Annotated in this window: 15 protein-coding genes; 8 read left to right on the forward strand and 7 right to left on the reverse strand. The window is 72.8% G+C overall.

What is annotated here, in order from left to right:
* Complete coding sequence (locus WMF31_RS21160; RefSeq protein WP_436603683.1) at positions 1–1491, reverse strand: protein kinase domain-containing protein; 1491 nt, start codon at positions 1489–1491, stop codon at positions 1–3.
* Positions 1492–1774: 283 nt separating this feature from the next.
* Here WMF31_RS21160 and WMF31_RS21165 point away from each other — a divergent pair, with 283 nt between their 5' ends.
* Both WMF31_RS21165 and WMF31_RS21170 read left to right on the forward strand, forming a co-directional pair.
* Positions 1775–4525 carry a phosphoenolpyruvate carboxylase gene (locus WMF31_RS21165; protein ID WP_436603684.1) on the forward strand — a complete coding sequence of 917 codons (2751 nt, stop codon included), beginning with the start codon at positions 1775–1777 and terminating at the stop codon, positions 4523–4525.
* A gap of 123 nt (positions 4526–4648) precedes the next feature.
* Positions 4649–5821, forward strand: a complete 1173-nt coding sequence (locus WMF31_RS21170) for a 6-phosphofructokinase (protein WP_436603685.1) — start codon at positions 4649–4651, stop codon at positions 5819–5821.
* 255 nt (positions 5822–6076) lie between these two features.
* On the opposite strand, the gene WMF31_RS21175 is transcribed toward WMF31_RS21170, so the two are convergent.
* Together WMF31_RS21175 and WMF31_RS21180 are read right to left on the reverse strand one after the other, a co-directional pair.
* Entirely contained in the window at positions 6077–7084 is a 1008-nt protein-coding gene (locus tag WMF31_RS21175) for an anion permease (protein ID WP_436603686.1), read from the reverse strand.
* Entirely contained in the window at positions 7081–7698 is a 618-nt protein-coding gene (locus WMF31_RS21180) for a DUF47 domain-containing protein (protein WP_436603687.1), read from the reverse strand. The genes WMF31_RS21175 and WMF31_RS21180 overlap by 4 nt, the downstream gene beginning before the upstream one ends.
* 130 nt (positions 7699–7828) lie before the next feature.
* On the opposite strand from WMF31_RS21180, the gene WMF31_RS21185 reads away from it, so the two are divergent.
* Positions 7829–9631 (forward strand): sensor histidine kinase, encoded by a 1803-nt coding sequence (locus WMF31_RS21185; protein WP_436603688.1) that lies wholly within the window; start codon positions 7829–7831, stop codon positions 9629–9631.
* A 55-nt stretch (positions 9632–9686) separates the two neighbouring features.
* Here the strand turns inward: WMF31_RS21185 and WMF31_RS21190 are convergent, their stop codons facing one another.
* Positions 9687–10229 carry a hypothetical protein gene (locus tag WMF31_RS21190; RefSeq protein WP_436603689.1) on the reverse strand — a complete coding sequence of 181 codons (543 nt, stop codon included), beginning with the start codon at positions 10227–10229 and terminating at the stop codon, positions 9687–9689.
* A gap of 321 nt (positions 10230–10550) precedes the next feature.
* Between WMF31_RS21190 and WMF31_RS21195 the strand changes: the two genes are divergently transcribed.
* Positions 10551–11183 carry a hypothetical protein gene (locus tag WMF31_RS21195; protein ID WP_436603690.1) on the forward strand — a complete coding sequence of 211 codons (633 nt, stop codon included), beginning with the start codon at positions 10551–10553 and terminating at the stop codon, positions 11181–11183.
* Between the two features lie 224 nt (positions 11184–11407).
* Here WMF31_RS21195 and WMF31_RS21200 read toward each other — a convergent pair whose 3' ends face one another.
* Both WMF31_RS21200 and traA read right to left on the reverse strand, forming a co-directional pair.
* Complete coding sequence (locus WMF31_RS21200; RefSeq protein WP_436603691.1) at positions 11408–13291, reverse strand: OmpA family protein; 1884 nt, start codon at positions 13289–13291, stop codon at positions 11408–11410.
* Positions 13288–15312 carry an outer membrane exchange protein TraA family protein gene (gene traA, locus WMF31_RS21205; protein ID WP_436603692.1) on the reverse strand — a complete coding sequence of 675 codons (2025 nt, stop codon included), beginning with the start codon at positions 15310–15312 and terminating at the stop codon, positions 13288–13290. The genes WMF31_RS21200 and traA overlap by 4 nt, the downstream gene beginning before the upstream one ends.
* 482 nt (positions 15313–15794) lie before the next feature.
* On the opposite strand from traA, the gene WMF31_RS21210 reads away from it, so the two are divergent.
* From WMF31_RS21210 to WMF31_RS21220, 3 genes are all read left to right on the forward strand, one after another.
* Entirely contained in the window at positions 15795–16613 is an 819-nt protein-coding gene (locus WMF31_RS21210; protein ID WP_436603693.1) for an SDR family NAD(P)-dependent oxidoreductase, read from the forward strand.
* A 395-nt stretch (positions 16614–17008) separates the two neighbouring features.
* Positions 17009–18397, forward strand: coding sequence for an SBBP repeat-containing protein (locus tag WMF31_RS21215; RefSeq protein WP_436603694.1), 1389 nt, complete (start codon positions 17009–17011; stop codon positions 18395–18397).
* Positions 18398–18612: 215 nt separating this feature from the next.
* A complete protein-coding gene (locus tag WMF31_RS21220) occupies positions 18613–18741 on the forward strand; it encodes a hypothetical protein (protein WP_436603695.1) in 129 nt (42 codons plus the stop codon).
* 55 nt (positions 18742–18796) lie between these two features.
* Here the strand turns inward: WMF31_RS21220 and WMF31_RS21225 are convergent, their stop codons facing one another.
* Positions 18797–23140 (reverse strand): DNA topoisomerase 3, encoded by a 4344-nt coding sequence (locus WMF31_RS21225; protein WP_436603696.1) that lies wholly within the window; start codon positions 23138–23140, stop codon positions 18797–18799.
* Between the two features lie 875 nt (positions 23141–24015).
* Between WMF31_RS21225 and WMF31_RS21230 the strand changes: the two genes are divergently transcribed.
* The gene (locus tag WMF31_RS21230) at positions 24016–25152 is read left to right on the forward strand and encodes a response regulator (RefSeq protein WP_436603697.1); all 1137 of its coding nucleotides are present in this window, start codon (positions 24016–24018) and stop codon (positions 25150–25152) included.
* Positions 25153–25727: the final 575 nt, after the last annotated feature.

The following is a 25727-nucleotide window of genomic DNA, read 5'->3' on the forward strand; positions in this document are numbered from 1 at the left end:
CTAGCGATCCGAGGTGAACAGCCGGTACACGGCGATCACGATCCCGAGGACCACCAGGCCCACGGCGACATAGAGGAGCCGGAACGGGCCGATCCCGAAGCGCTGGCCGTCGAGGAGCAGCGAGGCGGCGCCCTGGTCGAGGACCGTGATGAGGACGCCCGCGCCCGCGAGCCGCACCGGCAAGGCGAACATCGAGACGAGCTCCGCGGCGCCCAGGCTGGGGCGCGCGGGCGCGCGATCCGCCCTCGGGGGCGGCATCCGGAGGGGCGCGCAGGACGGCCGCGCGCCGAGCGCGGGCGCCGGGGGAGACCAGTCGAGCGCGAGCGGGACGAGCGGCTCGGTGGGCAGGCTGTGCGGCGCGAGGCGCCCGGCGCGCTCCGGCAGATCGAGCTCCCGCATCGAGGCGTCGGCCGGCGCCGTCCGCGCGAGCCCGCCGGGGCCCGCAGGCCACGGCGGCTGCGACGCCGCCCTCGGCGTCGCGGGGCCGCGGGCGGCCGGGGGCGCGTGGCTCCGGGCAGGCAGCGCGATCGGCGGCGCGCTCCGCGGGAGCCCGAGCGCCCGCTCCACCTCGTCCCAGAACGCCCCGGCGTCCCGGAAGCGATCGCGCGGATCGACCGCGAGCGCCCGCCGGAAGACGTCCTCCAGCGCCTCGGGCAAGAGGACGCCCTCGTTCCCCGGCGTCGGGCGGCGGCGCTCGTCGAGCGCCGTGCCCATCATCGCGACGTGATCGCCGGCGATGATCTCGCGGCCGGCGAGCGCCTCGACCACCGTGATCGCGAGCCCCCAGACGTCGGTCCACGGGCCCGTCTTGCCGAAGCGCTTCGGCGCCCACTGCTCGGGCGCGCCGTACGCGGGGGTGAACGCCGTCGCGAGGCCGCCCGACGTGGTGGCGGTCTGGCCGGCCGTGAGCGTCGCGGCGTCGCGGGCGCTGGCGATGCCGAAGTCGAGGATCTTGACGACCTCGGCGCCGTGGATCTCGGCGAGGAAGATGTTCGCCGGCTTGAGATCGCGGTGCACCACGCACTGCGGGCCGCCCGGGCCGGGGAAGCGGTGCGCCGCCTCGAGCGCCCGCGCCACCGGCGTGAGCAGCCGGATCGCCTCGCCCGGCGAGAGCGGCGGCTGCCCCCGCGCCGCGCGCGACGCGATGTGGCTCGCGAGCGTGCTGCCCTCGAGCCACTCCAGGGCGATGAACGGCACGAACACGCCCGACGCGGTCGAGATCACGTCGTGGTGCAGCGGCCGCACCACGGCCGGGATCGCCGCCGAGAGGCGGAAGAGCAGCTCCGCCTCCTCGCGAAATTTTTCGAGGAACTGCGCGCGCTGCGGGCCGGGCAGCGCGCCGGGGACCTTGAGGCACTTCAGCGCGACCGGCGCGCGGAACGCCTCGTGGTGCGCCCGGTACACGACGCCGAACCCCCCTTCGGCGACGACCCGCTCCACCTTGAACGCCCCCTGGGTCGTGCCGACGATCCCGAAGACGTCATCGGCCATCCCGCCGAGGGTACACGAGCCCCACGGCCCTCCGAAAGAGCCGCCGGAAGCCTGGGCTCGGGCCCACCCGCGCCCACCGCCCCCGCGTGACGCTGCCCCCGAGCGGCCTGTCGGCGCGCAGCTCCCACATTCGCCCACCACCGCCGCTCGCCCCTTCCCTACTCTCCCTCTCCCTGGCCGCACGGCCGGTCCGGCGCCGTCGGCAGGCCGTCCCCGGGTGGATGTTCCGCCCAAATCACACTCGGTGGTCCGTTCCACGCCGCATCGCGCTAGGCTCGCCGCCATGCCGCCCCGTCGCCGTGATCGCCGCGAGGTCGATCGACCTCTTCGTAAAGAAGTTCGCTTGCTTGGCCGTCTGCTTGGTGAAGTCCTGATCGAGCAGGAAGGCGAGGAGCTCTTCGCGCTCGAGGAGCGCATCCGCACGCTCGCCATACGCCGCCGCCGCGGCCCCAGCGACGGGCGCGCGCACGCCGCCGCGGAGCTCAGCGGCTTGCTCGCGAGCCTGCCGCACGATCGCATCGAGCCCGTCATCCGCGCGTTCACCGTCTACTTCCGGCTCGTGAACCTCGCGGAGCAGCACCACCGCATCCGCCGCGCGCGCGCGTACGCGACCGATCCCGACGCGCGCCCGCAGCGCGGATCGATCGAGGCCGCGATGCGCACGCTCAAGGACGCCGGCGTGCCCGCGGAGCGCGTGCGCGCGGCGCTGCGCTCGCTCGACGTCACGCTCACGCTCACCGCGCACCCGACCCAGGCGGCGCGCCGCACCGTCCTCGAGAAGCTCTATCGCATCGCACGCCACCTCGAGGAGCGCGATCGCTGCCAGCTCACGCCGGTCGAGTCGGCCGAGCGGCTCGACGAGATCCGCGAGGAGATCACCGCGCTCTGGCAGACCGACGAGGTGCGCCGCGAGCGCCCCACCGTGGGCGACGAGGTGAAGAACGTCGCCTGGTACATCGAGGAGATCCTCTGGGATCTGATCCCCGATCTCTCCGCCGCCATCGGGCGCGCGTTCGAGGCCGTGTACGGCGAGCCGTTCGACGCCGAGATCGTGCCGTTCCGCATCCACTCGTGGGTCGGCGGCGACATGGACGGCAACCCGCTCGTCGTGCCCGCCGTCCTCGAGGACGCGCTCTTCGCGTACCGGATCCGGGGCCTGCGCCGGCTCATCCGCGCGGCGCGCGATCTCGGCGGCGCGCTCTCCCAGTCGGTCCGCCACGTCACGCCGCCGCCGTGGCTGCTCGCCTCGAACGAGGAGGACGCCGCCGCGATGCCCGCCGTGGCCGCGCACTTCGGGCCGCGCACCGAGGGCGAGCCGTGGCGCCGCAAGCTGCACTTCATCGAGGCGCGCCTCGTCGCCACGCTCGAGCACGCCGAGCACGGCCGCGCGGCGGCGCGCGAGCGCTCCGGCCAGGGGCCGGCGCGCGAGGGGCGCGCCTTCGTGCGCCCCGAGGAGCCGACGCACGCGATCCCCTACCGCGACCCCTCGGAGCTCGAGCGCGACCTCGCGCTCGTCGCCGACGGCCTGCGCGCCGCGGGCTGCGCGCGCGCGGGCGAGCGGCGCGCGCGCGCGCTGCTCTCGCAGGTCCGCGCGCTCGGGTTCGCGCTCGCGGAGCTCGAGATGCGCGCCCCGGGCGAGGACGCGCGCGCCGCGGCGCGCGCGATCGCGGAGGGCTGCGTGGAGCCTTCGCGGATGTCGGCCGAGGCGCGCCGCGTCTTCGAGTCGCTCCAGCGCATCGCCGAGGCGCAGCGCGACGCCGGCGAGTCGGCCTGCCGCACGCTCGTGCTGTCGATGACGCAGAGCGAGCACGACGTGCTCGCCGCGCTCGAGTGCGCGAGGGCCGCGGGCCTGTGGGACGAGGCGCGGTCGTGCGCGCGCCTCGACGTCGTCCCGCTGTTCGAGTCGCTCGGCGCCCTGAACGACAGCGCGAGGATCCTGCGCGCGCTGCTCGCGCACCCCGCGTACCGGCCGCACGTCCTCGCCCGCGGCGTGCAGGAGGTGATGATCGGCTACAGCGACTCGGGCAAGGAGGTCGGCCTGCTCGCCGCGAGCGCCGCGCTCCGGCGCGTGCAGGAGACGCTGCCGAAGATCGCCGCCGAGGCGGAGCTGCCGCTCCGGGTCTTCCACGGCCGCGGCGAGTCGGTGGCGCGCGGCGGCGGGCCGGCGCACCAGGCGCTGCTCGCGCTGCCGGCCGGCAGCGTCGGCGGCCGCTACAAGGCGACCGAGCAGGGCGAGGCCCTCGAGCACAAGTACGCCCGCCCCGAGCTCGCGATGCGCACGCTGGAGCTGATGCTGAGCGGCGTGCTCATCCACACGCTGGGCGCGCAGCCGCGCCCGCCCGCGACGGCCGAGCTGCGCTTCGCCGAGGCGTTCGACGAGCTCGCGGAGACGGGGCGGCGCGTCTACCGCGCGCTCGTCTGGGAGGAGCCCAGGTTCGTGGAGTTCTTCACGGCGGTGACGCCGGTCGACGAGATCGCGCGGCTGCCGCTCGGCTCGCGCCCGAGCAAGCGCCGCGCGGGCGGCCTGGAGTCGCTGCGCGCGATCCCGTGGGTCTTCGCGTGGACGCAGAACCGGGCCATCCTCCCGGGGTGGTACGGCGTGGGCAGCGGCCTGGAGGCGATGGGGCAGCGCCCCGAGGGCGAGGAGCTGCTCAAGGAGATGATGGCGTCGTGGCCGTTCTTCCGGGCGGTGATCGACAACGTGGAGATGGTGCTGGCGAAGGCCGACCTGTCGATCTTCGCGGGCTACGCCGAGCTCGCGCCGCCCGCCGCGCGCAAGGCGGTCGCCCCCCGGATCATCGCGGAGTACCGGCGGACGCGGTCGTGGCTCAAGCGGCTCACCGGCAACCGGCGGCTGCTCGACGGCAACCCGACGCTCCAGCGGAGCATCTCGCTGCGCAACCCCTATGTCGACCCCCTTTCATTCTTGCAAGTCGAGCTCCTGCGGGCGGCGCGCGGCGGCGATGCAGGGCGCGATCGCTCCCTTCTCTTGACGCTGAACGGCATCGCCGCCGGCATGCGCAACACCGGATGAGCGCCGCGGCGCCGCCGCGCAGCGCGGCATGCGCGTCCAGCGTCGGGCGAGTTCGGACGACCGTGATGAACTCATGACGATCGCTCAGCGGCGCGCTGCGCAGCGTGGTAGAAGGCCGGCGCCATGACCAGCATCGTCGAGTTCGGACGTCCCGAAACCCTCCCGGCATCGGACAAGCGCTTGCTGCTCGTCTTCGACGGCGGCAATGCCCCAGGCTACTCGTCAGTCGCCGTCGCGCTGACCGAGGAAGCGGCGCGACGCGGCTACGAGGTGTGGGCCGCGACCGAAGGCTTCCGCTCGCTGACCGACGACGCCCGGGCGAAGCCGCAGTTCGAGCGCCTCATCATGAGCCGGCGCCAGCGCTACGATCTGCTCGCGCAGGGCATCCCGGCGCGCTCGATGGGGCGGCGCGTGCTCGACGCCGGCAGCGACTTCCGGAGCGAGCGTTACTCCGGCTTCCTCGACCGCGCGAAGCGCAAGCGCGCCGCCGAGATCTTCAAGGCACAAGGGTTCACCCACCTCATCTGCGTCGGCGGCAACGGCACGTTCGAGGGCATCAAGGCCTGGCTCGACGAGTTCGAGGTCCGCCCGCAGGCGGGCTTCGTCAACGTCTCCATCGACAACGACCTGGCGGGCGATCGCGCGATCGGCTTCCTCTCGGGCGTGGAGACGGGCGCGACGATCGCGCGCGGGCTCTACGAGGACGCGTACACGCACAAGCGGATCTACATCCTCGAGATGATGGGCAACCGCAGCGGGCGGCACGCGCTGCACTGCGCGGTGGCGGCGCGGGCGCACCTCATCGTGCTCCCCTTCTTCCGCTTCCCCCAGGACGTGCTGAGCGAGCTCGCCGAGAACCTCGGGCGCGCCGACTACGCGCTCGTGGTCGTCGCCGAGGGCTACGAGGCCGAGCGCCGCCGCAAGGACCACCCCGGCGTGTCGGCGAGCGCGTACCTGAAGAAGCAGCTCGAGGGCGCGGGGCTCGTCGACTCGCCGGACAAGCGCGTCATCGCGGAGCCGTTCAGCCGGTACATCCGCGGCATCCGCCCGGCCTTCCTCGACGTGTCGGCCGCGTTCCTCAAGGCGTCGCTGCTGCTCGCGGCGTTCGAGGAGGGGCGCACGGAGGTCATGCCGTACGTGCTCGCCGCGGACGACGTCGGCGTGCTGAGCTTCTCCTCGATCCGGCGCGAGGACGGCGTGGAGCGCGCCTTCCTCCCGCTGATCGATCGCCTCGATCTCAAGCGCTTCAAGACCTGGATCCTCGACAACTTCGTCAGCCTGCGCTCCGGCGGCTGACCTGCGCCCGCGCGGCAGCGCGCGGGGTCAGCCAGCCACGAGGACCGCAACGCGGCCCGGGCCGTGGCCGTGACCGGGGCCCTGTGGCCATGCGCGTTGCCACGCGTGCGCGGGGGGTGGGGGCACGCCGGGGGCTCACCGGAGGGGCTGGCGTGGAGGCGAGCCACAAAAGGGGCTCGCCGGAACGCAAGCCCCGGAGGTGAGCCCCCGGCGTGCCCCCACCCCCCGCGCACGCGTGCGGGAGCAGCGTGCGGATCAGGGGGTGCCCGAGATGTAGCGCGCGGCGCTGTAGACGGCGGCCGCCAGGAGGGCCGAGGCGGGGATCGTGAAGACCCAGGCCCAGACGATGCGCCCGGCGACGCCCCAGCGGACGGTGGAGAGGCGCCCGCTCGTGGCGCCGACGCCGACGATGGCGCCCGTGATCGTGTGGGTCGTGCTCACGGGGATGCCGAGCGCCGTGGCGCTGAACAGCGTCGCCGCGCCGGCGGTCTCGGCCGCGAAGCCGCCCACCGGCTTGAGCTTCGTGATCTTCATGCCCATCGTCTTCACGATGCGCCAGCCGCCGGAGAGCGTGCCGAGGCCCATCGCGGCGTGGCAGACGAGCACGACCCAGAGCATCGGCTTCGGCTCGCCTTCGCTCGACTGGAGGCCCGCGGAGATGAGCAGCGCCGTGATGATGCCCATCGTCTTCTGGGCGTCGTTGCCGCCGTGGCCGAGCGAGTAGGCGGCGGCCGAGAGCAGCTGCAGGCGCCGGAACCGGCCGCTCACCTTGCCGGGCGTCCAGTCGCGCGCGAGCACCCGGATCCCGTGCATGAGCACGAACCCGATGATCGCGCCGAGCAGCGGCGACACCAGGATGAAGGCCGCCGTCTTGCCGAAGATGGTGGCGTCGAGCACCGACAGCCGCCCCGCGCTGTTGACCGCGGCCCCCGCGAACCCGCCCATCAGCGCGTGCGACGACGACGAGGGCAGCCCCCACCACCACGTGAGCAGGTTCCAGATGATCGCGCCGAGGAGGCCGCCCAGGATGACGTTCGGGGTGATGAACGCCGGCTCGACGCCCTTCGCGATGTTGCGCGCGACCGTGGGCTCGAACAGCGCGAACGCGATGAAGTTGAACGCGGCCGCCCAGATCACCGCGGAGCGAGGCGAAAGGACGCGGGTGGAGACGATGGTCGCGATGGAGTTCGCGGCGTCGTGAAAGCCGTTGATGTAGTCGAAGATCAACGCGATCACGAGGATGACGAGGATGTAGGTCGTCATGCGTGCTCGAGGACGATGCCTTCGATGATGTTCGCGACGTCCTCGCAGCGGTCGGTCGCGTTCTCCAGCAGGTCGTAGATGTCGCGCCACTTCATGACGAGGAGCGGGTCGTTCCCCTTCTTGAAGAGCGCCGCGAGCGCCTTGCGGTAGAGGCCGTCCGCCGCGTTCTCGCGCTCGTTGATCTCGACGCAGAGCGCGAGGAGGTCCGGCTGCCGCTTCATGTCCTTGAGCGACTGGACGGCCGAGCTCATCACGGTGCACGCGTCGACCACCGCCTGCGCGAGCTCGCGCGCCTCGGGGAGGGCGCCGCCGACCTCGAACAGCACGATCCGCATGCTCGCGGCGTCGATGCAGTCGAGCACGTCGTCGAGCCGGGTGATGAGGGCGTGGATCTCCTCGCGGTCGAGCGGGGTGATCCATGTCTGATGGAGAGCGGCCAGGCAGCCGTGGGTGATCTTGTCGCCCTCGTGCTCGAGGTCAGAAATCCGCTTCGCCAGCCCTGGCGCGTCCTCGATCCGGTCGAGCATTTCCAGGAGGAGCTTGCTCGCGGCAACGCTCCGTTGCGCATGGTCGGCGAGCGCGTCGAAGAAGACCGCATCGCGGGTCAGTCCCATGGGGCGGGCCGTTTAGCTGTTGCTCCGCATCACGTCAACGAGTCGTAACGCGGGCTCGATATTTATGTAATATCGTGATGCAGCGCCGGTCGTGTCGCGACCGGCGCTCGGCGCGCGCTGCGCGGGAGACATGGGGATACGAAGCAAGCTCATCGCGTTCGCCGTGGGGATCGCGGTCCTCGCGGCGGTGGTGTTCGACGGCTACGTGGTGCAGACGCTCGGGGCCGAGCTCGAGGAGCACACGGAGGACGACCTCGCGGCGCGGACGGCGCTCGTGGCCGCGGCCGTCGCGGGCGCGGGCGACCTCGCGGCCGAGGCGCCCGCGCTCGCGGCGGCGCTGTCGGAGCGCGCCGGCGCGCGCGTCACGCTCATCGATCCGGACGGCGTGGTGCGGGGCGACTCGTCGGTCCCGCCGGAGCGGCTCGAGGAGCTCGACGTGCACGGGTCGCGCCGTGAGGTCGCCGACGCGCGGCACCTCGGCGTCGGGCGCGGCGAGCGCGTGAGCAAGACGACGCGGATGAGGATGCTCTACGCGGCCCGGCGGCTCGATCGGCCGGAGGGGCCGTGGGTCGTGCGGCTCGCGTTCGAGCCGGTGGCCATCGACCGCAGCCTGTCCGCCGCGCACGCGCGCGTCGTCGAGGGCACGCTCCTCGCCCTGGCGCTCGCCATCGGCGCGGCGCTCGTGGGGGCGCGCGCGCTCTCCGGGCGGCTCGTGTACCTGACCGGGGTCGCGCGGGCGATGCGCGGTGACCTGAGCCGGCGCGCGCGCGTGCAGGGGCGCGACGAGATCGCGGCGCTGGGCTCCGCGCTCGACGACCTCGCCGAGAGCCTGGAGCGGTCGCGGCGCGAGCTCGGCGGCGAGGGCGAGCGCTTCGGCGCGGTGCTCGAGTCGATGCGCGAGGGGGTGCTCGTCACGGACGAGCGAGGCGACATCACGCTGATCAACCCGGCGCTCTCGCAGCTGCTCGGCGTCCGCGGGGACGCGGTCGGCCGCCCGCCGCTCGAGGTGCTCCGCTCGGCGGGGCTGCACGAGATCCTCGAGGAGGTCGCGCGCTCGCGTGCGGCGGCGATGCGCGAGATCGAGATCGCGCCCGCCTCGCCGGGCGCGGCGGGACCTGCGGGGCGCCGGGTCGTCGTCGTCAACGCGGCGCCGCTCGCGCTGCCGGCGGAGGAGGGGCGCGGCGCCGCCGGGGTCGTCGCCGTCTTCTTCGACGTGACGGAGCTGCGCCGCATCGAGGGGCTGCAGCGCAACTTCATCGCCAACGCGTCGCACGAGCTCCGCACGCCGGTCGCGTCGATCCGCGCGAGCAGCGAGACGCTGCTCGACGGCGCGCTCGACGACCCGGCGGCCGCGCGGGATTTCGTCGAGGTGATCGATCGCAACGCGACCCGGCTGCACCGGCTCGTGAACGATCTGCTCGACCTGTCGCGCATCGAGGGCGGGGAGCGGGCGCTGTCGCCGGGCACGCTCGATCTGGCGGAGCAGGCCGAGGCCACGGTGGCGCTCCTGCGCGAGCGCGCCCGCGAGAAGCGCACCACGGTGGAGGTCGAGGTGGCCCCGGGCACGCTGGTCGCGGCGGACGCGCGCGCGCTGGATCAGGTCCTGACCAACCTGGTCGACAACGCGATCCACCACACGCCGGACGGCTCGCGCGTCGCCGTGCGCGCGAGGGCCAGCGACGGGTGCGTGGTCCTGGAGGTGGAGGACGACGGTCCGGGCATCCCCGCGGCGCACCAGGCGCGGGTCTTCGAGCGGTTCTACCGCGTGGACGCGGGGCGCTCGCGGGCCGCGGGCGGCACCGGGCTCGGCCTGTCGATCGCGAAGCACCTCGTCGAGGCGATGCGGGGCGACATCACCGTGGCGAACGGCGCGGCGGGCGGCGCGCTCTTCCGGGTGACGCTGCCGAGCGCGACGGCCGGCGCCGAGGGGTGAGCCGGCGAGCGCGCTGCGGTGCGCGGGCGGCGTACATGGCGCGGCGGGGAGCGCGCTACGGCGCGCAGGCGGTGCGGCAGGCCTCGAAGGACGCCTGGCAGGCCGCCGGGTCCTTGAGCTGCGGCAGGCCGCCGTCCGCGGGGAACGTCGGCGTGAGGCAGCTCTGCAGGATCGACTGACACTTGGCGGCGCACGCCGCGAGCTTGGCCGAGAGCGCTCCGGCGTCGGGCGGCGCGCTCGCGCTGGGCGAGGCGCTCGCGCTGGGCGAGGCGCTCGCGCTGGGCGAGGCGCTCGCGCTGGGCGAGGCGCTCGCGCTGGGCGAGGCGCTCGCGCTGGGCGAGGCCCCCGCCGGGGTGGGCTGGGCCGGTGTCGCCTTCGCCGTCGCAGCAGGCGTGGGCGGAGCCGGCGTCGCGGAGGCCGTGGTCGCGGGGGCCGCGGGCTGCGTCGCCGTCGCGGTGGGCTCGGCGGGGGCGCTCGGCGCGCTCGGCGCCGGGGAGACCTCCTCCGGATCGTCGCTGGACTTGCACGCCGCGAGCCCCAGCGACCCCGGCAAGGCGAACGTCACGGCGAGAGCAGCGAGGAGCTTCTTGGCGCGCATGGGCGCTTCATGCGGTGCCTGCGCGGGGGAAGCAACTTCCTCGCGAGGGGCGCGCTGCTCGGCCCGGAAGATCACGAGGAATCCGTCGCGGATCACCACGACGTCGCTGAGCTGGTGGAGCGGAACACGAGGCGAGCGGGTCGCGCGCCGACGCCTGCCGCGGCAGCATAGCCGGGCCGTCGTGGGATCGGAACATGAGGCGGCGCCGAGGGGCGGGATGAGCGGGGGTCGACCCGCCCGGATCCCCCTGCCCCGGCGGCGCGCTCCGTTCGTGGCGCGCGGGGTTTGCATCGCCCGTCGCAACGCTGGTAAGAAGGCATCATGCAGCGCCTCCTCCTCGCGGCAGCCCTGGGTGCCGCGCTGATCTCCGCTTGCAGCACGCCCTTCCGGGATCGACGCACGCCTTCCGGCGAGTTCTGTAGCGACATGCACGTCGTGCCGGCTGGCCAGATGCCCGATCGCGAGTACCACCGCCTCCAGCCCATCGCCAGCGATCCGGAGGCCCGGACGGAGGCAGAGCGCCTCGAGTCGCTCCGCAAGGCCGCGTGCGCCGTCGGCGGCGATGCGGTCATCGAGGCGGTGAACGAGGAGATCCGCACCGAGGACGGGCGTTATGCCACCGTCGCGAGCGGGACCGCGGTGATGTGGGTCCGCCGCACGGAAGGAGAGGCGAAGCCGCTGACGCTCCATCCGACGACGGAGCAGCCCGCGGAGCCGGCGCCGACGGCCGAGCCGGAGGCGCCTCCCGCGGAGGCCGAGCCGACCGAGCCCTCTTCGGACGAGCTGTACGAGGACGCGGCGCCTGCAGCGCCGGCCAAGGCCGGACAGGCAGGCAAGCCCGGCGCGAAGCCCTCGTCCCCGACCACGGCCAAGCCTTCCTCGTCCACCCCGCCAGCGTCGGCGAAGCCCTCGACCCCGGCGACGCTCCCGACGAAGTCCACGTCGAAGAAGTGACCCTCGCCGCCCCGCGGCCGCCGGCTGGAACGCGCGTCGAGCAGCGACTCTCCGGTGGTCGCCTTGCGTCTCAGCTCTCGCTCCGTTGATCCCTCGGCCATCCCGTACGCGCCCGGAGAGGGTGTTCGTTTCGTGGGGCCCCCACGCCGCCCCACGAAACGAACACCCTCTCCGGGGGCCGGGCAGCTCGGCAACACCGCCCTCGCCGCAGGAACGGCGGGCGTCTACGGCTTCGGGCCTGCAGGCGGCGCCGCAGGAGGCTGGCTCGACGAGGAAGGCGCCGGCCCCGGCGCCCCCGACCTCGGCAGCACCCCCTTGTTGCTGGGAAGCCCGCCCGCCTCCCCCCGGTTGGGCAGCGGCTTCGTGCTCCCGCCGGCGCCGGCCGGCGGGAGCTGGCTCCCGCCGCTCGGCAGCACGGTCTGCGGGAGGACCCCGCGGCTCGGCAGCGTGCCCTGGTTCGGCAGCGTGGTCGTCGACTTCTGCGGCAGCACCCCGCCCGACGGCAGGACCTGCTCGGTCCCCTCGGGCGCCCCGGTGAGCGGCCGCGGCCCCGCGTTGCCGTAGCGCAGGATCCGGAAGACCACGCGCCGGTTCTTCGACGTCATGAACCGGCAATCCGGCGAGAGCTGCTCGTCGGGCCCGAGGCAGCCGCTGTCGTCGTAGATCGGCTGCGTGTGCCCGTAGCCGACCGCCTGGAGCCGCGAGGGATCGACGCCCTTCGCGATCAGGTACGCCATGACGCTCGCCACGCGGCGCTGCGACAGGGCCATGTTGTACACGTCGGTCGCGCGCACGTCGGTGTGGCCCTCGATGCGCACCTCGCGGATGTCCGGGTTGTCGATGAGCACGTGCGCGACCGCCTCGAGGGTGGGGTTCGACTCCTCGAGGATGACGTCCTTGTCGGTCGCGAAGTGGACCTGCTCGGTGATCACGATCTCGTCGCCGCGGACGAAGGCGAGCGGGCAGCCGTTCTTCCCGTGCGGCCCTGCGGGCTTGTCGGGGCACTGGTCGTCGCGATCGATGAAGCCGTCGCCGTCGGTGTCGAGGTCCGGGCAGCCGAAGTTCTCCGGGCTCCCCGGCACGTCGGGGCAGCGGTCCGCCGCGCCGATCAGCCCGTCGCGGTCCGGATCCTCGTCGTCGCGCTGCTGGAGGCGGTTGATCTCCTCCTGCTCCTGGGACGTCTTCGGCTGCCACGTGATCACGTTGAAGAAGCGGATCGAGGGGGCGCCGAAGCCGCACGCCGCGCCGAAGCTCCCGCCGAAGGTGATCGTGATGCCGTGCTTGGTCTGCCAGCGCAGCCCGAGGAGCGCCTCGGCGGGGATCTGCCCCGGGTCGTCGGGGTAGCTCGTGATGGACGGATAGCCGTACACCTCGCCGATGACCGACAGGCCCCAGCGCTGCACGACGTACTGCTCGGCGGCCACGCCGAACTGGGCCATGTCGCCGACGCGCACGCCCGCGAACTGGTTGTCGGGCCGCAGCCAGACGCCGGCGTTCGCGGCGAGGAGCAGCCCGAAGTTGAACCGGTAATCGGCGATGAGGGTGGCGCCGCCGCTCAGCGCGCCGTCGCTGGCGAACGCGTTCTGGTCGCCCGTGGGGAAGTTCAGGTTGCCGGCGATCGCCATCCCGAACCCCTCCTTCACCTGCTCCTTGCGGTTCAGGTACGGGAGCGAGACCTTGGTGGAGAGGCGGAGATCGCCCACGGTGGTGCTCTTGACCGACCCCTCGGTGCCGAACCTGCGGAGGTTGCCGCCCTCCTGGAAGAGGATGAGCGGCATGGCCATCGTGACGTCGAGCACGTCGAAGAAGCCGATGCCCGCGAGGAGGGCGAGCTCGAGGCGCCCGGTGATCGCGTTGGCCGCCTGCTTCCTGTCCTCGCCCGCAAGGATGAGGACGAGCGGGTCGGCCGCGACGTCGCTGTAGAGGCCGATGGTCGGGGACAGGTTCCCGATCACCTCGGACTTCTGCACCATCACGAGGTCGCGCGGCGCGGCCGACGGGCGGAACACCTGGGCGTCGAAGCGCCCTTCCTCGGCGCGCGCGGGGCCCCCGGCGAGGAGCGCGGAGAGCGCGAGGAGCGGGGCGAGGAGGAGCGGGCGCTTTCTCACGACGGACCTCCGGTGCGCCGCCGGCGCTGCCGTTCGAGCAGGGCCAGCATCGCCAGCGCGAGGAGCCCGGCGGGCCGCGGGTCGGTGCCCTTCTGGCCGACGACCGAGACGCTGCAGATGTCGGCGAGGGTGCCGCCGCACGCGACGTTGTCCGGCATCGGGCCGAGCGCGCACTCCTTGGCGTCGGCCTGATCGGTCCAGCGGCAGTGCTCGTTGCCGAGGCAGTCCAGGTTCGACTTGCAGGAGACGTCGCAGGTGTTCGTCTCGAGGTCGCAGGTGTTGCCGCAGGGGCACTGCGTGTCGGCGTAGCACTCGACGCACTTCTCGCCGTCGCAGTACGGGGTGTCCTCGGCGCAGGTCGCCATGCACCCGGGGGGGTCGCACGCGTGCGTCTCGGGGTTGCACGTCGTGCCGGCGCACTGATCGTCCGAGGTGCAGCGCACGCAGGCGGCGGTCTCGGCGAACGTGCCGAGGCAGAACGGCGTGTCCTCGCCGCAGCTCCTGCAGCGCGCGCCGCAGCGCCGGTCCTCGACGCACGCCTTGCACTCGCCGCTCAGGCAGTACTGGCCGTCGCCGCAGTCCATGTCGTTGCGGCACGCGGCGCACGCGGTGCCCACGGGCCCGGGGAGGCAGAACGGCACCGGGGGCGTCTCGGGGTCGTTCGGGTCCTCGGGGCGCATGCAGTCGACGCACCCCTCGCCGCAGCAGTCGGGCTGCGCGTTCGTCGGGAGGGGCGGGTCGACGCAGTGACCGGTCGGGGTGTGGCACACCTTGCCGTCGGGGCACTGCGTGTCGTTGACGCACTCGACGCACATCTCGATGCCGCCGGGCTCGACGGCGGCGCAGTCCATCTGCCTGCCGTTGATCCCGTTCGGGCAGCAGTTGCAGGAGTTGCCGGCGCACATGTCGGGCGAGTCGCACGGCACGCACGCGTGCTCGACGCAGACGTGGCCGCGCGGGCAGTCCGGGTCCTCCTCGCACTCGTAGCGCTCCTTGCACTCGTGCGTCTCGGGGTCGCAGGTGAAATTGGCGCGGCAGTCGGCGTCGGTGCGGCACTCGGCGCACTGGTGGCTGCCGTTGAGATCGATGCAGAACGGCGTGTCGCCCAGGCAGGCCATGCACGACTCGCCGCAGTGGATCGCCGTGTCGCATGGCGCGCAGAGGGCGGCCTCGTTGCAGTAGAAGCTCGAGGGGCAGCCGTTGTTGTTGGGCTGGCCGACGAACCTGCGCTCGCACTGCTGGCATTGATCGAGATCGGGGAACGACGGGGAGCCGGCGAGCGTCTGGTAGAACTGCGTCGGCCGGAAGAGGGTGAAGTCGTTCTCGCTCAGCTTCTCGACGGGCGGCGTCTCCGCGGCGCGGTGGAAGTCCTCGAACTCCCCGACGAAATAGGACATCTCGAGCGCCGCGTGCTCGGCGATCTCCGCGTAGAGGATCTCGAGCGGGTACAGGCCTGGCTTCTCGAAGGTGACGGTGTTCGTGAGGCGCCAGACCGGCTTGCCGAGCTCCGGCGGCTGGAGCAGGACCACCTTCTCGCTCGTGACGCCATCGTAGAACGCGAGGCTCACGGCGTCGTCGGCGAACATGCCGAAATGAACCGGCTTGCCGGCGAGCTCCTCCGTGACGGCCAGGAACCCGCGAAGACGGGAGCCAAAGACGATCTCCGTTTTGTCAAGGCGATCGTCCCACGGGAAGCTACAGCCGCCGATCCCGCAATCCGGCGACATCCCCTTGAAGTCGCCGAAACTCCGCGGGTCGTTCTCGTCATTGGGGTTGCTGTCGGTGTCGTTGTTGTTGCTCAGATCCAGGAGCGTCCGGATGACGTACTCGAGGCGACTTTCCTTGTGTCCGTCGATAAGCTCGTTGGTCTTTCCGATGAAGTTCGGCAGGAAGGTCTCAATCGGCGACTTGTCCGGGATGGTCGACGCGGCGCAGAGACCGGTGCCCTCGACTCCCGGCAGCTCCTCGAAGGCGGGCGCTGAAACGACGACCGGCCGCTCCTCCTGTGCGTGCAAGGGCAACGGCAACAGCGCACACAGGGCGGCCGTGGCCAGCGCGACGCCTCGAATGCGCACGGCTTGCTCGCGGGTCCTCAGCATCGCTCGCGGGTCCTCAGCACCCGAAGTCGGAAGCACGCTTCACAGGCTAGCCGCTGCGCCCCGCGTCCTGCAAGAGGAAGGCGGCGAAACGCCCGCCCCGATGTAGGGGACAGTCCTCTCCCCCCCGATGCTCCAATGCCTCCTGCGCGTGGGGCCGCGGGCGGACCACCCAGGCGCTCCGCCGCGCCGCGCTGGGCGGTATGCGCCATTGTGACGAGAACGGCACGACGTCGACATCACGCGTCAAGCTCAGAGCGCCCCCGCTGAACGACGCACGCGCGGCGTTCGCGCGGCCATGGCGCGATGCGGCGAACCGGTGCGGCGGCGAGGATTGAGGCGCGTCCGTGCGCCGGGATCTGCGCTTATCTCGCGCTCCGGGGCAAAGGGGCCTAAAGGACTGTTTCATGACCACCCCCTCGGCCCTCGCCATCGTCACAGGCGCCTCGTCCGGCATCGGCGCGGCGCTCGCGCGACAGCTCTCGGCGCGCGGGCAGCCGGTGCTCGCCATCGGCCGGCGGGCGCACCGGCTGGAGGAGCTCTGCGCACAGGCGTGCGCCGCCGGGCATGCGCCCATCCACCCGCTCGAGCTCGATGTCACCACCGAGGGCGCGGCCCTCCGCGTGCGGGATCGGGCACGCGCCCTGGGCGGCGCGGCCTGGCTCGTCAACAACGCCGGCACGACGCGGCTCGGGCCCTTCCTGGACGGCGACCCCGCCGCGCAGGCGATGCTGGTGCGGCTCAACGGCGAGAGCGTCGTCGCCCTGTGCGCGGCGGTCGTCCCCGACCTCGTGGCATGCGGCGGAGGGCGCGTGCTCAACGTGGCGTCGCTCGCCGCGTTCCAGCCGACCCCGGGGCATGCGGTCTACGGGGCGACCAAGGCGTTCGTGCTGTCGTTCTCCGAGAGCCTGGCCGTGGAGCTCGACGGGACCGGCGTCACCGTGACGGCCCTGTGCCCGGGGCCGGTGACCACGGAGATCTTCGACGCGGGCGCGCCCGGCGTGTCGCGCAAAAAGCCCCCGTTCGAGATCTCCGCCGAGGAATGCGCGGCCTATGGAATCGCGGCGGCCGATCGGGGCGACGTGGTCGCCGTCCCGACCGCGTTGAGCAAGGCCACGGCCCAGCTCTCCCGCGTACTCCCTCGCGCGGCGCTACGCCGGCTCTCGGCGCGGATAGGGCTCTCGATCCTCGGCTATGGCGGTCTTGCGCGAGGCGCCCGAAGCTAGGACGAGCGCCCGGCTCGCCCCAGCGACGATCCGAACCAGGCTCCTGCGCGCCGCGTCAGTGTGATAGCCTCCGCGCCAGCGTCGGGAACCTCGCCTTGCGGCTTCCGGGCGCACACGAGCCCATGCAACGACAAGCACGACCTTACGCGCTCGCTTCCCTCCTCGGCCTGGGCCTGTGCGCCAGCGGGTGCGCGCAGCTCCTCGGTCTCGACGAGTTCTCCGACCAGGCGCCAGGCGGCACGGGGGGTGCCGGAGGTCTGGGGGGTTCTGATCCCACGGGTGCCGGCGGCGCGGGTGGCGCTGAGGAGGAGGCGCCCACATGCACGCCGGACGCTTCGGAGGCGTGCTACGCCGGCCCACTGGGCACCAGGAACAGGGGCGCGTGCCGGGAAGGAATGCGCACCTGCGGCGCCGACGGGACCTGGGGCGCATGCGAGGGCGAGGTTCTGCCCGCGGTGGAGCGCTGCGATGCCGTGGACGATGAGAACTGCGACGGTCTGGAGTGCATCGTGTGGGCGACCGGGTACGAGCAGACCGGAGACGTCCACCCCATGGGCATCGCGCGCGATGCCGAGGGGAATGTGTTCGTCAGCGCCGCCTTCTTCGGCACCATCAAGATTGGCAATGAAACATTCGCTTCTGCCGACACAACAGACGTGCTGCTCCTGAAGCTGAACCCTTCCGGAGATGTCCTGTGGGCCAGGCAGTTTGGGGACCGTTTGGCGGATAATCCGTGGGCGTTGGCCATCGACTCCAAGGGCAACCCGGTCGTCGCCGGACAAACCACCAGCGGGACGACCGATTTCGGCGGAGGGCCGATCCCGCTGGGAGCGTTCATCGCGCAATTTGATCCATCGGGTGAGCACATCTGGAGCAAAGGGCTGGGTGGCGGCTATAACACCTCGATTGACGCCGTCGCGATCGATGCGCGGGATGACATCATCGTGGTAGGATCGTTTCGTGGGACGATCGATCTCGGCGGCGGGCCGATCCGGCCCGACGACGGGGGCGAGGACATCCTCGTGGCGAAGCTCGACGGTGCAACGGGCCTAGTGACCGCACCGGGCTGCTGGGCGAGAAAGTTCAGTGGTCCAGCGGAGCAGGGCCTCAACGCCGTCGCTGTGGACCGTTCAAGAAACATCTTCGTCACCGGCTGGACCCGAGGAGCTCTTGATCTTGGAGGGGTGTTCAGTGTCGAAGACAGAAGCTTCGTCATGAAGCTGACGCCATCCGGGATTCCTGCATGGGTCAGAAGTCTCGGCGAGCATTTGTCCGTGCAGGCAGCCGATATCGCGGTGGACACGTCGGGACGACCTGTCGTGGCCGGCTATTACTCGGGCGAGCTGCGAATAGAGCCATACACTCTGACGGCTTCTGACGAGACCGATGCCTTCGTTGTGCAACTCGCGGCTGACGGCGAAGTCGGATGGGCGAGTGCGTTCGGCGGGGACGGTGGTCAGTCGGTGGGCGGAATCGCTCTCGACGCCGATGACAACATCGTCATTGCTGGACGAGCCGAGAACCAGATTGACTTCGGCGACGGTCCGGTCGTGGTGAAGGATACCCAGGGCTTGGTCGCCAAGCTCACGCCCGACGCAAAGCTCGCATGGCATCGTCTCGTGGGTAGTCGCGTCCACCTTGACGCCGTCGTGGCCTCCCCCACCGGTGAGACGCTCGTTGCGGGCTGGACCAAAGCGGTGGACGCCGACCTTGGTACAGGCCCCCTCCCCGGAACCGGCGACGGTTACAAGCAGCGCCTCGTCGTCGCCAAGCTGGGCCGGTAGCAAGCCACCGCCCCGGCGGGCGGATCTCCGCATGGACCGAGGCCTTCGCGTGGCGAAACGCCCCACTGTGGCGCGCGCGCCGAGATGCCCGCTCCCGATCGAGCGGGGCCATCGGCCTCCCGCGAGCCGATCTCCGCCTCCCCTCGGCCGTCCGAGCTGGCACCCGCGTTGCCTCACCCATCGAGCCCCCCCGACACGGGGCCGGAGGTCGCTCGATGAGCAAGATTCTGCGTGGGATTGCAGCGGGTTACGGCGCGAAGAAGCTCGGCGGCGGGTGCCTCAGCACCCTCCTCATCTTCGCCTTGCTCTGGTGGGTCCTGGGCCACTTCGGCATCTTCCGCTGAGCGCCGCCGCCCGCCAGCCGCTCATCCCGTCCGGCGTCCCCCCCAAGGCCACCGCTCAGCGCGCCCGCCCCTTCTTGCGCTGCGCCTTGCGGGCGAAGAACGCCTTCCGCGCGTCCGACGACTTCGCGCCCGGGCCCTGCCGCTTCTTCACCTTCGGCGGCACCTTCGCCAGCGGGACGTCGGCCGCCCCCCCGCCGAGGCGCCCCTTCGGCGTGAGCGACGCCCGCTGGAAGGCGATGTGCTCGCCGTCCTTCTCGAACGAGTCGTCGCGCACGCTCACGAGCCCCGCCCGCACCAGCCCGCCGAGCAGGTGCTCGAAATCGCGCCGCTCGAGCGACCCGCCCGCGAACGCCTCGCGGTAGAGGCGCCCGGTCGGCTGCTCGCCGTCCCGCAGCGCGACCAGGATCTTCGCGATCGCCTGCGCCTCGTCGCGGCTCGGCGCCCGGAACTCCCGCGCCACGCACGCGTCCGGCGCGCAGACGTCGCACAGGCCGCACGCCTCGCCCGTGTCCTCCTGGTCGCCGAAATGACGGACCAGGTGGAGCATGCGGCAGCCGTGGCTCTCGGTGAAGCGCGCCATCTGCACGAGCTCCGCGAGCTTGTGGCGCCGCTGCGCCTCGTACGGCCCGCGCCACCCCGGATCGCCCAGGGCCACGCCGCCGTCCGCGTCCACGCGCGCGCCGCCGTGGATCCAGAGCTTCTCCAGGGCCTTCTCCGCGACCTCGGGATCCAGGTGAAGCTCGCCCAGGACCGCCTCGCGCGGGCGCGGCTCCGCGGAGAGGGCCGCCTCGATGCGCTGCAGCGTCGCCGGATCCGGGTAGTCGCGCTCGTGGAAGAACTCGTGCATTCGCCGGTCCACATACGAGTGCATCAGCACGGCCCGCGACGGGAGGCCGTCGCGGCCGGCGCGGCCGATCTCCTGATAATAGCCCTCGAGGCTCCCGGGCAGCCCGGCGTGGACGACCGTGCGCACGTCGGGCTTGTCGATGCCCATGCCGAAGGCGATGGTGGCGACGATGATCTCGGTGCTGCCGCCCAGGAACGCCGCCTGGATCCGGTCGCGCGCCGGCGCGGCGAGGCCCGCGTGGTACGCCTCGGCCGAGAAATCCCCCGAGAGGCCGGCCGCGAGCGCCTCGGCGTCCTTCCGGGTCGGCGCGTAGACGATGGCCGGCGTCCGGCCCTTCTTCCCGAGCAGCGCGCGCACCCGGGCGAGGCGGTCGCCCGGGCTCGCCTCGAGGAGCTCGATGGCCAGGTTGCTCCGCCGGAAGCCGTGAATGAACCGGGCCGCGGACGTGAGCCCGAGCTGCTCCACGATGTCGTCCTGCACGACCGGCGTGGCGGTCGCGGTGAGCGCGATGACCGGCGCCGGACGGAGCGCGGGGAGCCGCTGGCCCAGCATCCGGTAATCAGGGCGGAAATCGTGTCCCCACTTGGAGATGCAATGGGCCTCGTCGACGGCCACGAGCACCGGCTTCCGGCGCGCGAGCAGCTCGGGGAAGCCGGGCACCCGGAGCCGCTCGGGCGCGATGAACAGGAAGTCGAGCGCGCCCTCGAGGTAATCGACGCACGCCTTGCGCGACTCGGCCCGGCTCCGGCCCGAGTGGATCCGCTCGGCGGCGAAGCCGCACGCCCGGAGCTTCGCGGCCTGATCCTCCATGAGCGCGATCAGCGGGCTCACCACGAGCGTGGTGCCGCCGCGGGCGATCCCGGGGAGCTGGTAACAGAGCGACTTCCCGGCGCCCGTGGGCATGACGAGGAGCACGTCGCGCCCCGCGGCCGCCGTGCGGCAGACGGCCTCCTGGTAGGGGCGGAAGCCGCGGAAGCCGAAGCACCGCTGGAGCAGCTCGACGAGATCGGCCGGCCGGCGCGCAGGCGCGGACGCCACCGCCGCCGCATGCGCGGGCGGGATCGAGCTGGCCGCCGCCCGCGCTCCAGGCGGCGGGATCAGCTCGGAGACACCTGAGGAAACACGCGCATCCGCTGGAATCTGCTGAGGTTTTTCCCCGCAGCCTCCTGGAGAGATGCGCGCGCCCGCCGGAGTCTGTTGAGGTCTCTCTCCTCGACTCCCTGCAAAGACGCGCGCATCCGATGGAATTTGCTGATGTTTCTCTCCACGATTCCTTGCCTCCCCGCGAGGCGCCGGCGGGGGGGACACGGCGGCCGCGGCCGCGCGAAGCGCGCCGCGCGAGGCGGCGACCGGCGCGCTCGCCGCGCTGCCGTTGCCAGGCCGGCGGGCCGGCGCCCGCGCCGCCTCCCGCTCGCGCGCCGCCTCCCGCTCGTGCGGCGCCTCCGCCGGAGCCGCCGCGGCGGCCCGGTCCTTGTCGACCCCCCTCGCCGTCCCGCCTCCCCCCCTCGCCGCCCCGCCTTCCTGAAACGGAGACGTCCTCGCCTCTGGCCGCGGCGCAGCGCCCCCCGCCGCGCGCCGCCCCGAGCGCACCTCCTCCACCACGTGGCGGACGTAGGACGCGATGCCCGCCATGAACGAGGGCAGATCGCCCCCGCCGCGCGCCATGCGGGCGAGCTTCGCCTCCCAGGCGCCCGTCATCGCCGGGCTCTTCACGTCGGCGTGGACGACCTCGATCAGCCCGATGCCCTTCTCGGTCGCGTGCAGCAGCTTGCCCTTCCGCACGAGGTACTCGCGCCGGAGCAGCGTCTCGATGATCGCCGCCCGCGTCGCCGGGGTGCCGAGGCCCGAGTCCTTCATCGCCTCGGAGAGCTCCTTCTCCTCGAGGCTGCTGCCGGCGGTCTCCATGGCGGTGAGCAGCGTCGCCTCGGTGAACCGCGGCGGCGGCCGCGTCTTCTTGGCCTGCGCCTGCGCGTCGAGCACGAGCTGCACCTCGCCCTTCACCAGGCCCGGCGGGAGCCGCTGATCCGCCGTCTCCCGATCTCCTTCTCCCGCGGCCCCCTCCCCCTCGGCCTGCCCCTCTCCCGGCTCCCCCGCCTTGCGCCGCTTCGCGGGCTCCTTGCCGAAGCCGATGTCGAGCACCTTCCACCCGACCTTCTCCACGACGCTGCCCGCGCTGTGATAACGATCCACGACCGTCGCGCCGCCGGGGCCGCGCGCCGTGATCGCCGTGATGACGGTGGTGATCGACGTGACGTGATCCTCGTGCCACGCCGAGAGCAGGCGGCGGCAGATCAGATCGAAGATCCTCTGCTCGTCGGCCGAGAGCTCCGCGCGCGGAGGCCGCGTCCCCGTGGGGATGATGGCGTGGTGATCGCCGACCTTGGCGTCGTCGACGAAGCGCCGGCCGAGCGGCCGCGTCCCCGTCCCCGGCGCGAGCTTGTCCCGGTACGGGCCCTCCACCGCCTGCACCACCGCGCCGAGGGTGGCGGCGACGTCGGTCGAGAGGTGCCGGCTGTCGGTGCGCGGATAGCTGATGAGCTTCCTGCGCTCGTACAGCGCCTGCGCGACCTCGAGCGTCTTCTGCGCGGAGAAGCCGTAAAGGCGGTTGGCGTGCCGCTGCAGCTCGGTCAGGTCGTAGAGCAGCGGCGGCGGCAGGCGGCGGGACTCGGCCCGGACCGCCTCGATGCGCGCCTCGCCCCGGAGGGCCCGCTCGATGATCTGCCGCGCCTCCTCGCCGTCCGGCGGCAGGCGCCGCCGCGACGGCGCGGTCTCGCCCTGCTCCCGGTCCCCGTCGGCCGCCCTGCCGGGCTGCTCGCCGGGGAGCGCCTCGTCCCGGAAATACGTGCCCTTGTACGACGCCTCCGCCGCGCCCGCGCCGCCCTCCCGGAAGGGGCAGAAGGTCGCGACCACCTCGAGGTACGGCTCGGGGACGAACCTCCGGATCGCGAGCTCCCGCTCGACGACCATCGAGAGCGTGGGCGTCTGCACGCGGCCGACCGAGAGGTCCTGGTCGAAGGCGAGGCTGTAGGCGCGCGAGAGGTTCATGCCGACGAGCCAGTCCGCCCGGCTGCGCCCGCGCGCGGCGTCGGCGAGGCCGTCGTAGCCGCGCGCGTCGCGCAGCCGCCGGAGCCCGTCGCGGATGGCGTCGGGGGTGAGGGACGAGATCCACAGCCGAGCGACCGGCTTCTTGCAGCCCGCGGCCTCGTAGATGTACCGGAAGATGAGCTCGCCCTCGCGGCCCGCGTCGGTCGCGCAGATGACGCGCTCGACGTCGCGCCGGCCGAGGACCTTGCGCACGCACTCGAACTGCGCCCGCGTCCCGGGGAGCACGACCAGCGGAAACCGCTCGGGCAGCATCGGGAGCAGATCGAGGCGCCAGCGCTTCCAGGCCGGGTCGATCTGGTGCGGCTCGGCGATGGCGACGAGGTGCCCCACCGCCCACGTCACGACGTAGCCTCCCCCCTCGAGGAAGCCCTCGGCGCGCCGCGATGCGCCGACCACCGCGGCGATGTCGCGGGCGACGGCGGGCTTCTCTGCGACCACGGCGATCATGGGGCCAACCTGGGAAGCGCAGGCGTCGCCCGCGCTTCGCGGCTGCGTTGATAGCGCGTGCCGCGCGGAAGCGGTATGGAGAACCGCGCCCCCGGAAGCCCACGCCCGCACGGGCTCGCGCGGCCAGGGCAGCGGGCGCGCGGCCGTGCCCCGCGCGCGGACCGCGGGCGCGCGGCCGTGCCCCGCGCGCGGACCGCGGGCGCGCGGCCGTGCCCCGTGCGCGGTCGCGACGACAGCGCGGGCCCGGACGCGACAGCGCGGGCCCGGACGCGACGACAGCGCAGGCGCGGGCGACGCGACAGCGCGAACCGGGAAAGTCGGCGGCGGGCGGACATCGCGCCTCCGGCTCGCGGCGCCCGTCGCGATGCCGAGAGCCGACCATGCGGTGATGTCCTGACGCGCATCCCCGCGACGGTGACACCCACCATGAGACAGGGTGCCAGTGCCAGCCACGGTCGCCTCGCCAGAAGGACTCCGCGACTCGGCGCATCCGACCCATCGACCGTCGCGCCCGTGCGCACGAGACAGCGAGCCCATGAACCTGCCCGAGGCGGCTCGAGATCGGCTATCATCAAGGGATCTCGCCAGCGCGTGACAGCTCCTCCGTTCATGACAGATGCGGAATCCCTGGCTGCTCATTGAAGGAGAAGAAGCGGTGAAGCGTCCTGGTCGTCCGCGCCCGAGCATGGACCAGCGCGCGCCGGCGCCCCTCCGTCACGGACGCCGCGCTGCACGGGGCTCAGGGCGGCGCAGAACGCGTCGAGGGCGATTCACGAAGGGCGCCCGGGAGCGCGCCCGGGGGAGCGCCTGCTACAACGCCGGAGGAGCGATCAGCGCTGCATGGCTCGCGTCGTCCACGAGCAGAAGGGAGTAGCATGAAGCCGCAAGTCCTGATCGTCGACGACAGCCTCGCGATTCGCATGGATCTGCGGGGCCTGCTCCGCGGCGCCGGGTTCCAGGTGACGGCGTGCGAGACCAGGGCGCTCGCCCAGAAGGTCCTGCGGTCGAAGACCTTCTCTCTCGCGATCCTCGATGTCCTCCTGCCCGACGGCGACGGGATCGAGCTCCTCCGGGAAATACGCGCCGCGACCGATCCCGTGCACACGCCCGTCATCCTGCTGTCCACCGAGACCGAGGTGAAGCACCGGATCCAGGCGCTCGGCGCGGAGGCCGACGAGTACCTCGGCAAGCCGTACGACGGGAACTACCTCGTCCTCCGCGCGGCGGAGCTCGTGAGCCAGCGCAGCACCGTGCTCCGCGCGACGGGCGCCGGCGCTTCCATCGCCACCGGCAAGAAGGTCCTCGTCGTGGACGACAGCCCCACGTACCGCGCCGCGCTCGCGCAGCTCCTGAGGCAGGGCGGCTGCGACGTCATCCCGGCGCAATCCGGCGAAGAGGCGCTGAGCCTCCTCGCCGTGGAGCGGGTCGATTGCGTGATCATGGATCTGCTGATGCCGGGGATGGGCGGCCTCGAGGCCGCGCGACGGATGAAGCGATCCGGCGCCTTGTGCCACATCCCCGTGATCCTCCTCACGGGGCACGAGGACGCCGGGACCCGGGAAGAAGGCGCGGAGATCGGCGTGGACGACGTCGTGCTGAAGACGCCCGAGCTCACCCTGCTGAAGACACGGCTGCGCAGCCTGTTCCGGCCCAGAGCCGCGCAGGGCACGGAGGCCGCGGTGCCCTCGAGGCGCGCCGGGCCCCCCCTCGACGAGGCGCCGCCGAGCTCGCACGCCCGCGCCGGCCCGAGCAGCGTGGCGCCGGCGGCCGACTCGCTGTTCGATCAGGTGGTCGCCGCGAGCGGGCTCTCCAGCGTGATCGGGCCGAGCACCATCGTCCGGGCCTGCCGGCGGGCCGGCATCGCGCCGCGATCGATGTCGCCCGAGGACCTCCACCGCGCGCTGCCCGCCATCCACGAGACGCTGCGCCTGTTCCTGAACGAGGAGGACTCGAGCCGCGGCATCGCGGCCATCAGCCTGCTCGCGCGGGGCGCGACCCAGGTCCCGAGCTGAGCAGGCCCCCCCGGGCGCGGCCACGGCAGCGCGGAGGAGCGCCGCGAGTTGACGAACGTGAGGTTCCGGAGGATGGCGTTCGACACCTGCGCGTAGCCCTCTGGCGTGGCGGACGTGCAGGTGTCGCCCGTGCTGGCCGCGAGCTCCTCCGTCCAGCCGCTCACGTCGAAGCCGAAGCCGTCGATGGTCGCATCTGCGCCCACGCCGACGAGGGCCTTGCTGGAGCGCACGCGCCGCATCGGGCGCCGTCGCCCCCGATCGTGCCCGAGATCCGGAGGACCGTCGGGGCGTCGTCTCCGAGCGCGGCGACCAGCTCGGGCTGGTCGCGCCCCCTGAGGCCATCGTCGAGGCGCCGGTCGGCGGCGCGCCGGCCCGCCGCGTGCCGAGGCGCTCGCGGCGCGATCAGAGCCGCCCGGCTCCGGCCTTCATGCCGGGTGGTGGTGCCGCCCGCAGGGTGGATGCCGCCGGCCGCCTCGCCGGCGCCGGTCGGGGCCGAGCCCCCCGCACCGCCGCCTCCATCGGTCGATCGAGGAGTGACCTCGTCGCCGCCGCACGCGGAGAGGCTGAGCGCCAGC

The organism is Sorangium sp. So ce1036 (genome assembly GCF_051369805.1).
Lineage (GTDB): Bacteria > Myxococcota_A > Polyangia > Polyangiales > Polyangiaceae > Sorangium > Sorangium cellulosum_F.

Coding starts and splice junctions, on each gene's coding strand:
- WMF31_RS21220 (WP_436603695.1), top strand. CDS start 18,613: ATGAGCAAGATTCTGCGTGGGATTGCAGCGGGTTACGGCGCGAAGAAG.
- WMF31_RS21190 (WP_436603689.1), bottom strand. CDS start 10,229: ATGCGCGCCAAGAAGCTCCTCGCTGCTCTCGCCGTGACGTTCGCCTTG.
- WMF31_RS21215 (WP_436603694.1), top strand. CDS start 17,009: ATGCGCACCTGCGGCGCCGACGGGACCTGGGGCGCATGCGAGGGCGAG.
- WMF31_RS21160 (WP_436603683.1), bottom strand. CDS start 1,491: ATGGCCGATGACGTCTTCGGGATCGTCGGCACGACCCAGGGGGCGTTC.
- WMF31_RS21195 (WP_436603690.1), top strand. CDS start 10,551: ATGCAGCGCCTCCTCCTCGCGGCAGCCCTGGGTGCCGCGCTGATCTCC.
- WMF31_RS21185 (WP_436603688.1), top strand. CDS start 7,829: ATGGGGATACGAAGCAAGCTCATCGCGTTCGCCGTGGGGATCGCGGTC.
- WMF31_RS21225 (WP_436603696.1), bottom strand. CDS start 23,140: ATGATCGCCGTGGTCGCAGAGAAGCCCGCCGTCGCCCGCGACATCGCC.
- WMF31_RS21230 (WP_436603697.1), top strand. CDS start 24,016: ATGAAGCCGCAAGTCCTGATCGTCGACGACAGCCTCGCGATTCGCATG.
- WMF31_RS21210 (WP_436603693.1), top strand. CDS start 15,795: ATGACCACCCCCTCGGCCCTCGCCATCGTCACAGGCGCCTCGTCCGGC.
- WMF31_RS21180 (WP_436603687.1), bottom strand. CDS start 7,698: ATGGGACTGACCCGCGATGCGGTCTTCTTCGACGCGCTCGCCGACCAT.
- WMF31_RS21170 (WP_436603685.1), top strand. CDS start 4,649: ATGACCAGCATCGTCGAGTTCGGACGTCCCGAAACCCTCCCGGCATCG.
- WMF31_RS21165 (WP_436603684.1), top strand. CDS start 1,775: ATGCCGCCCCGTCGCCGTGATCGCCGCGAGGTCGATCGACCTCTTCGT.
- WMF31_RS21175 (WP_436603686.1), bottom strand. CDS start 7,084: ATGACGACCTACATCCTCGTCATCCTCGTGATCGCGTTGATCTTCGAC.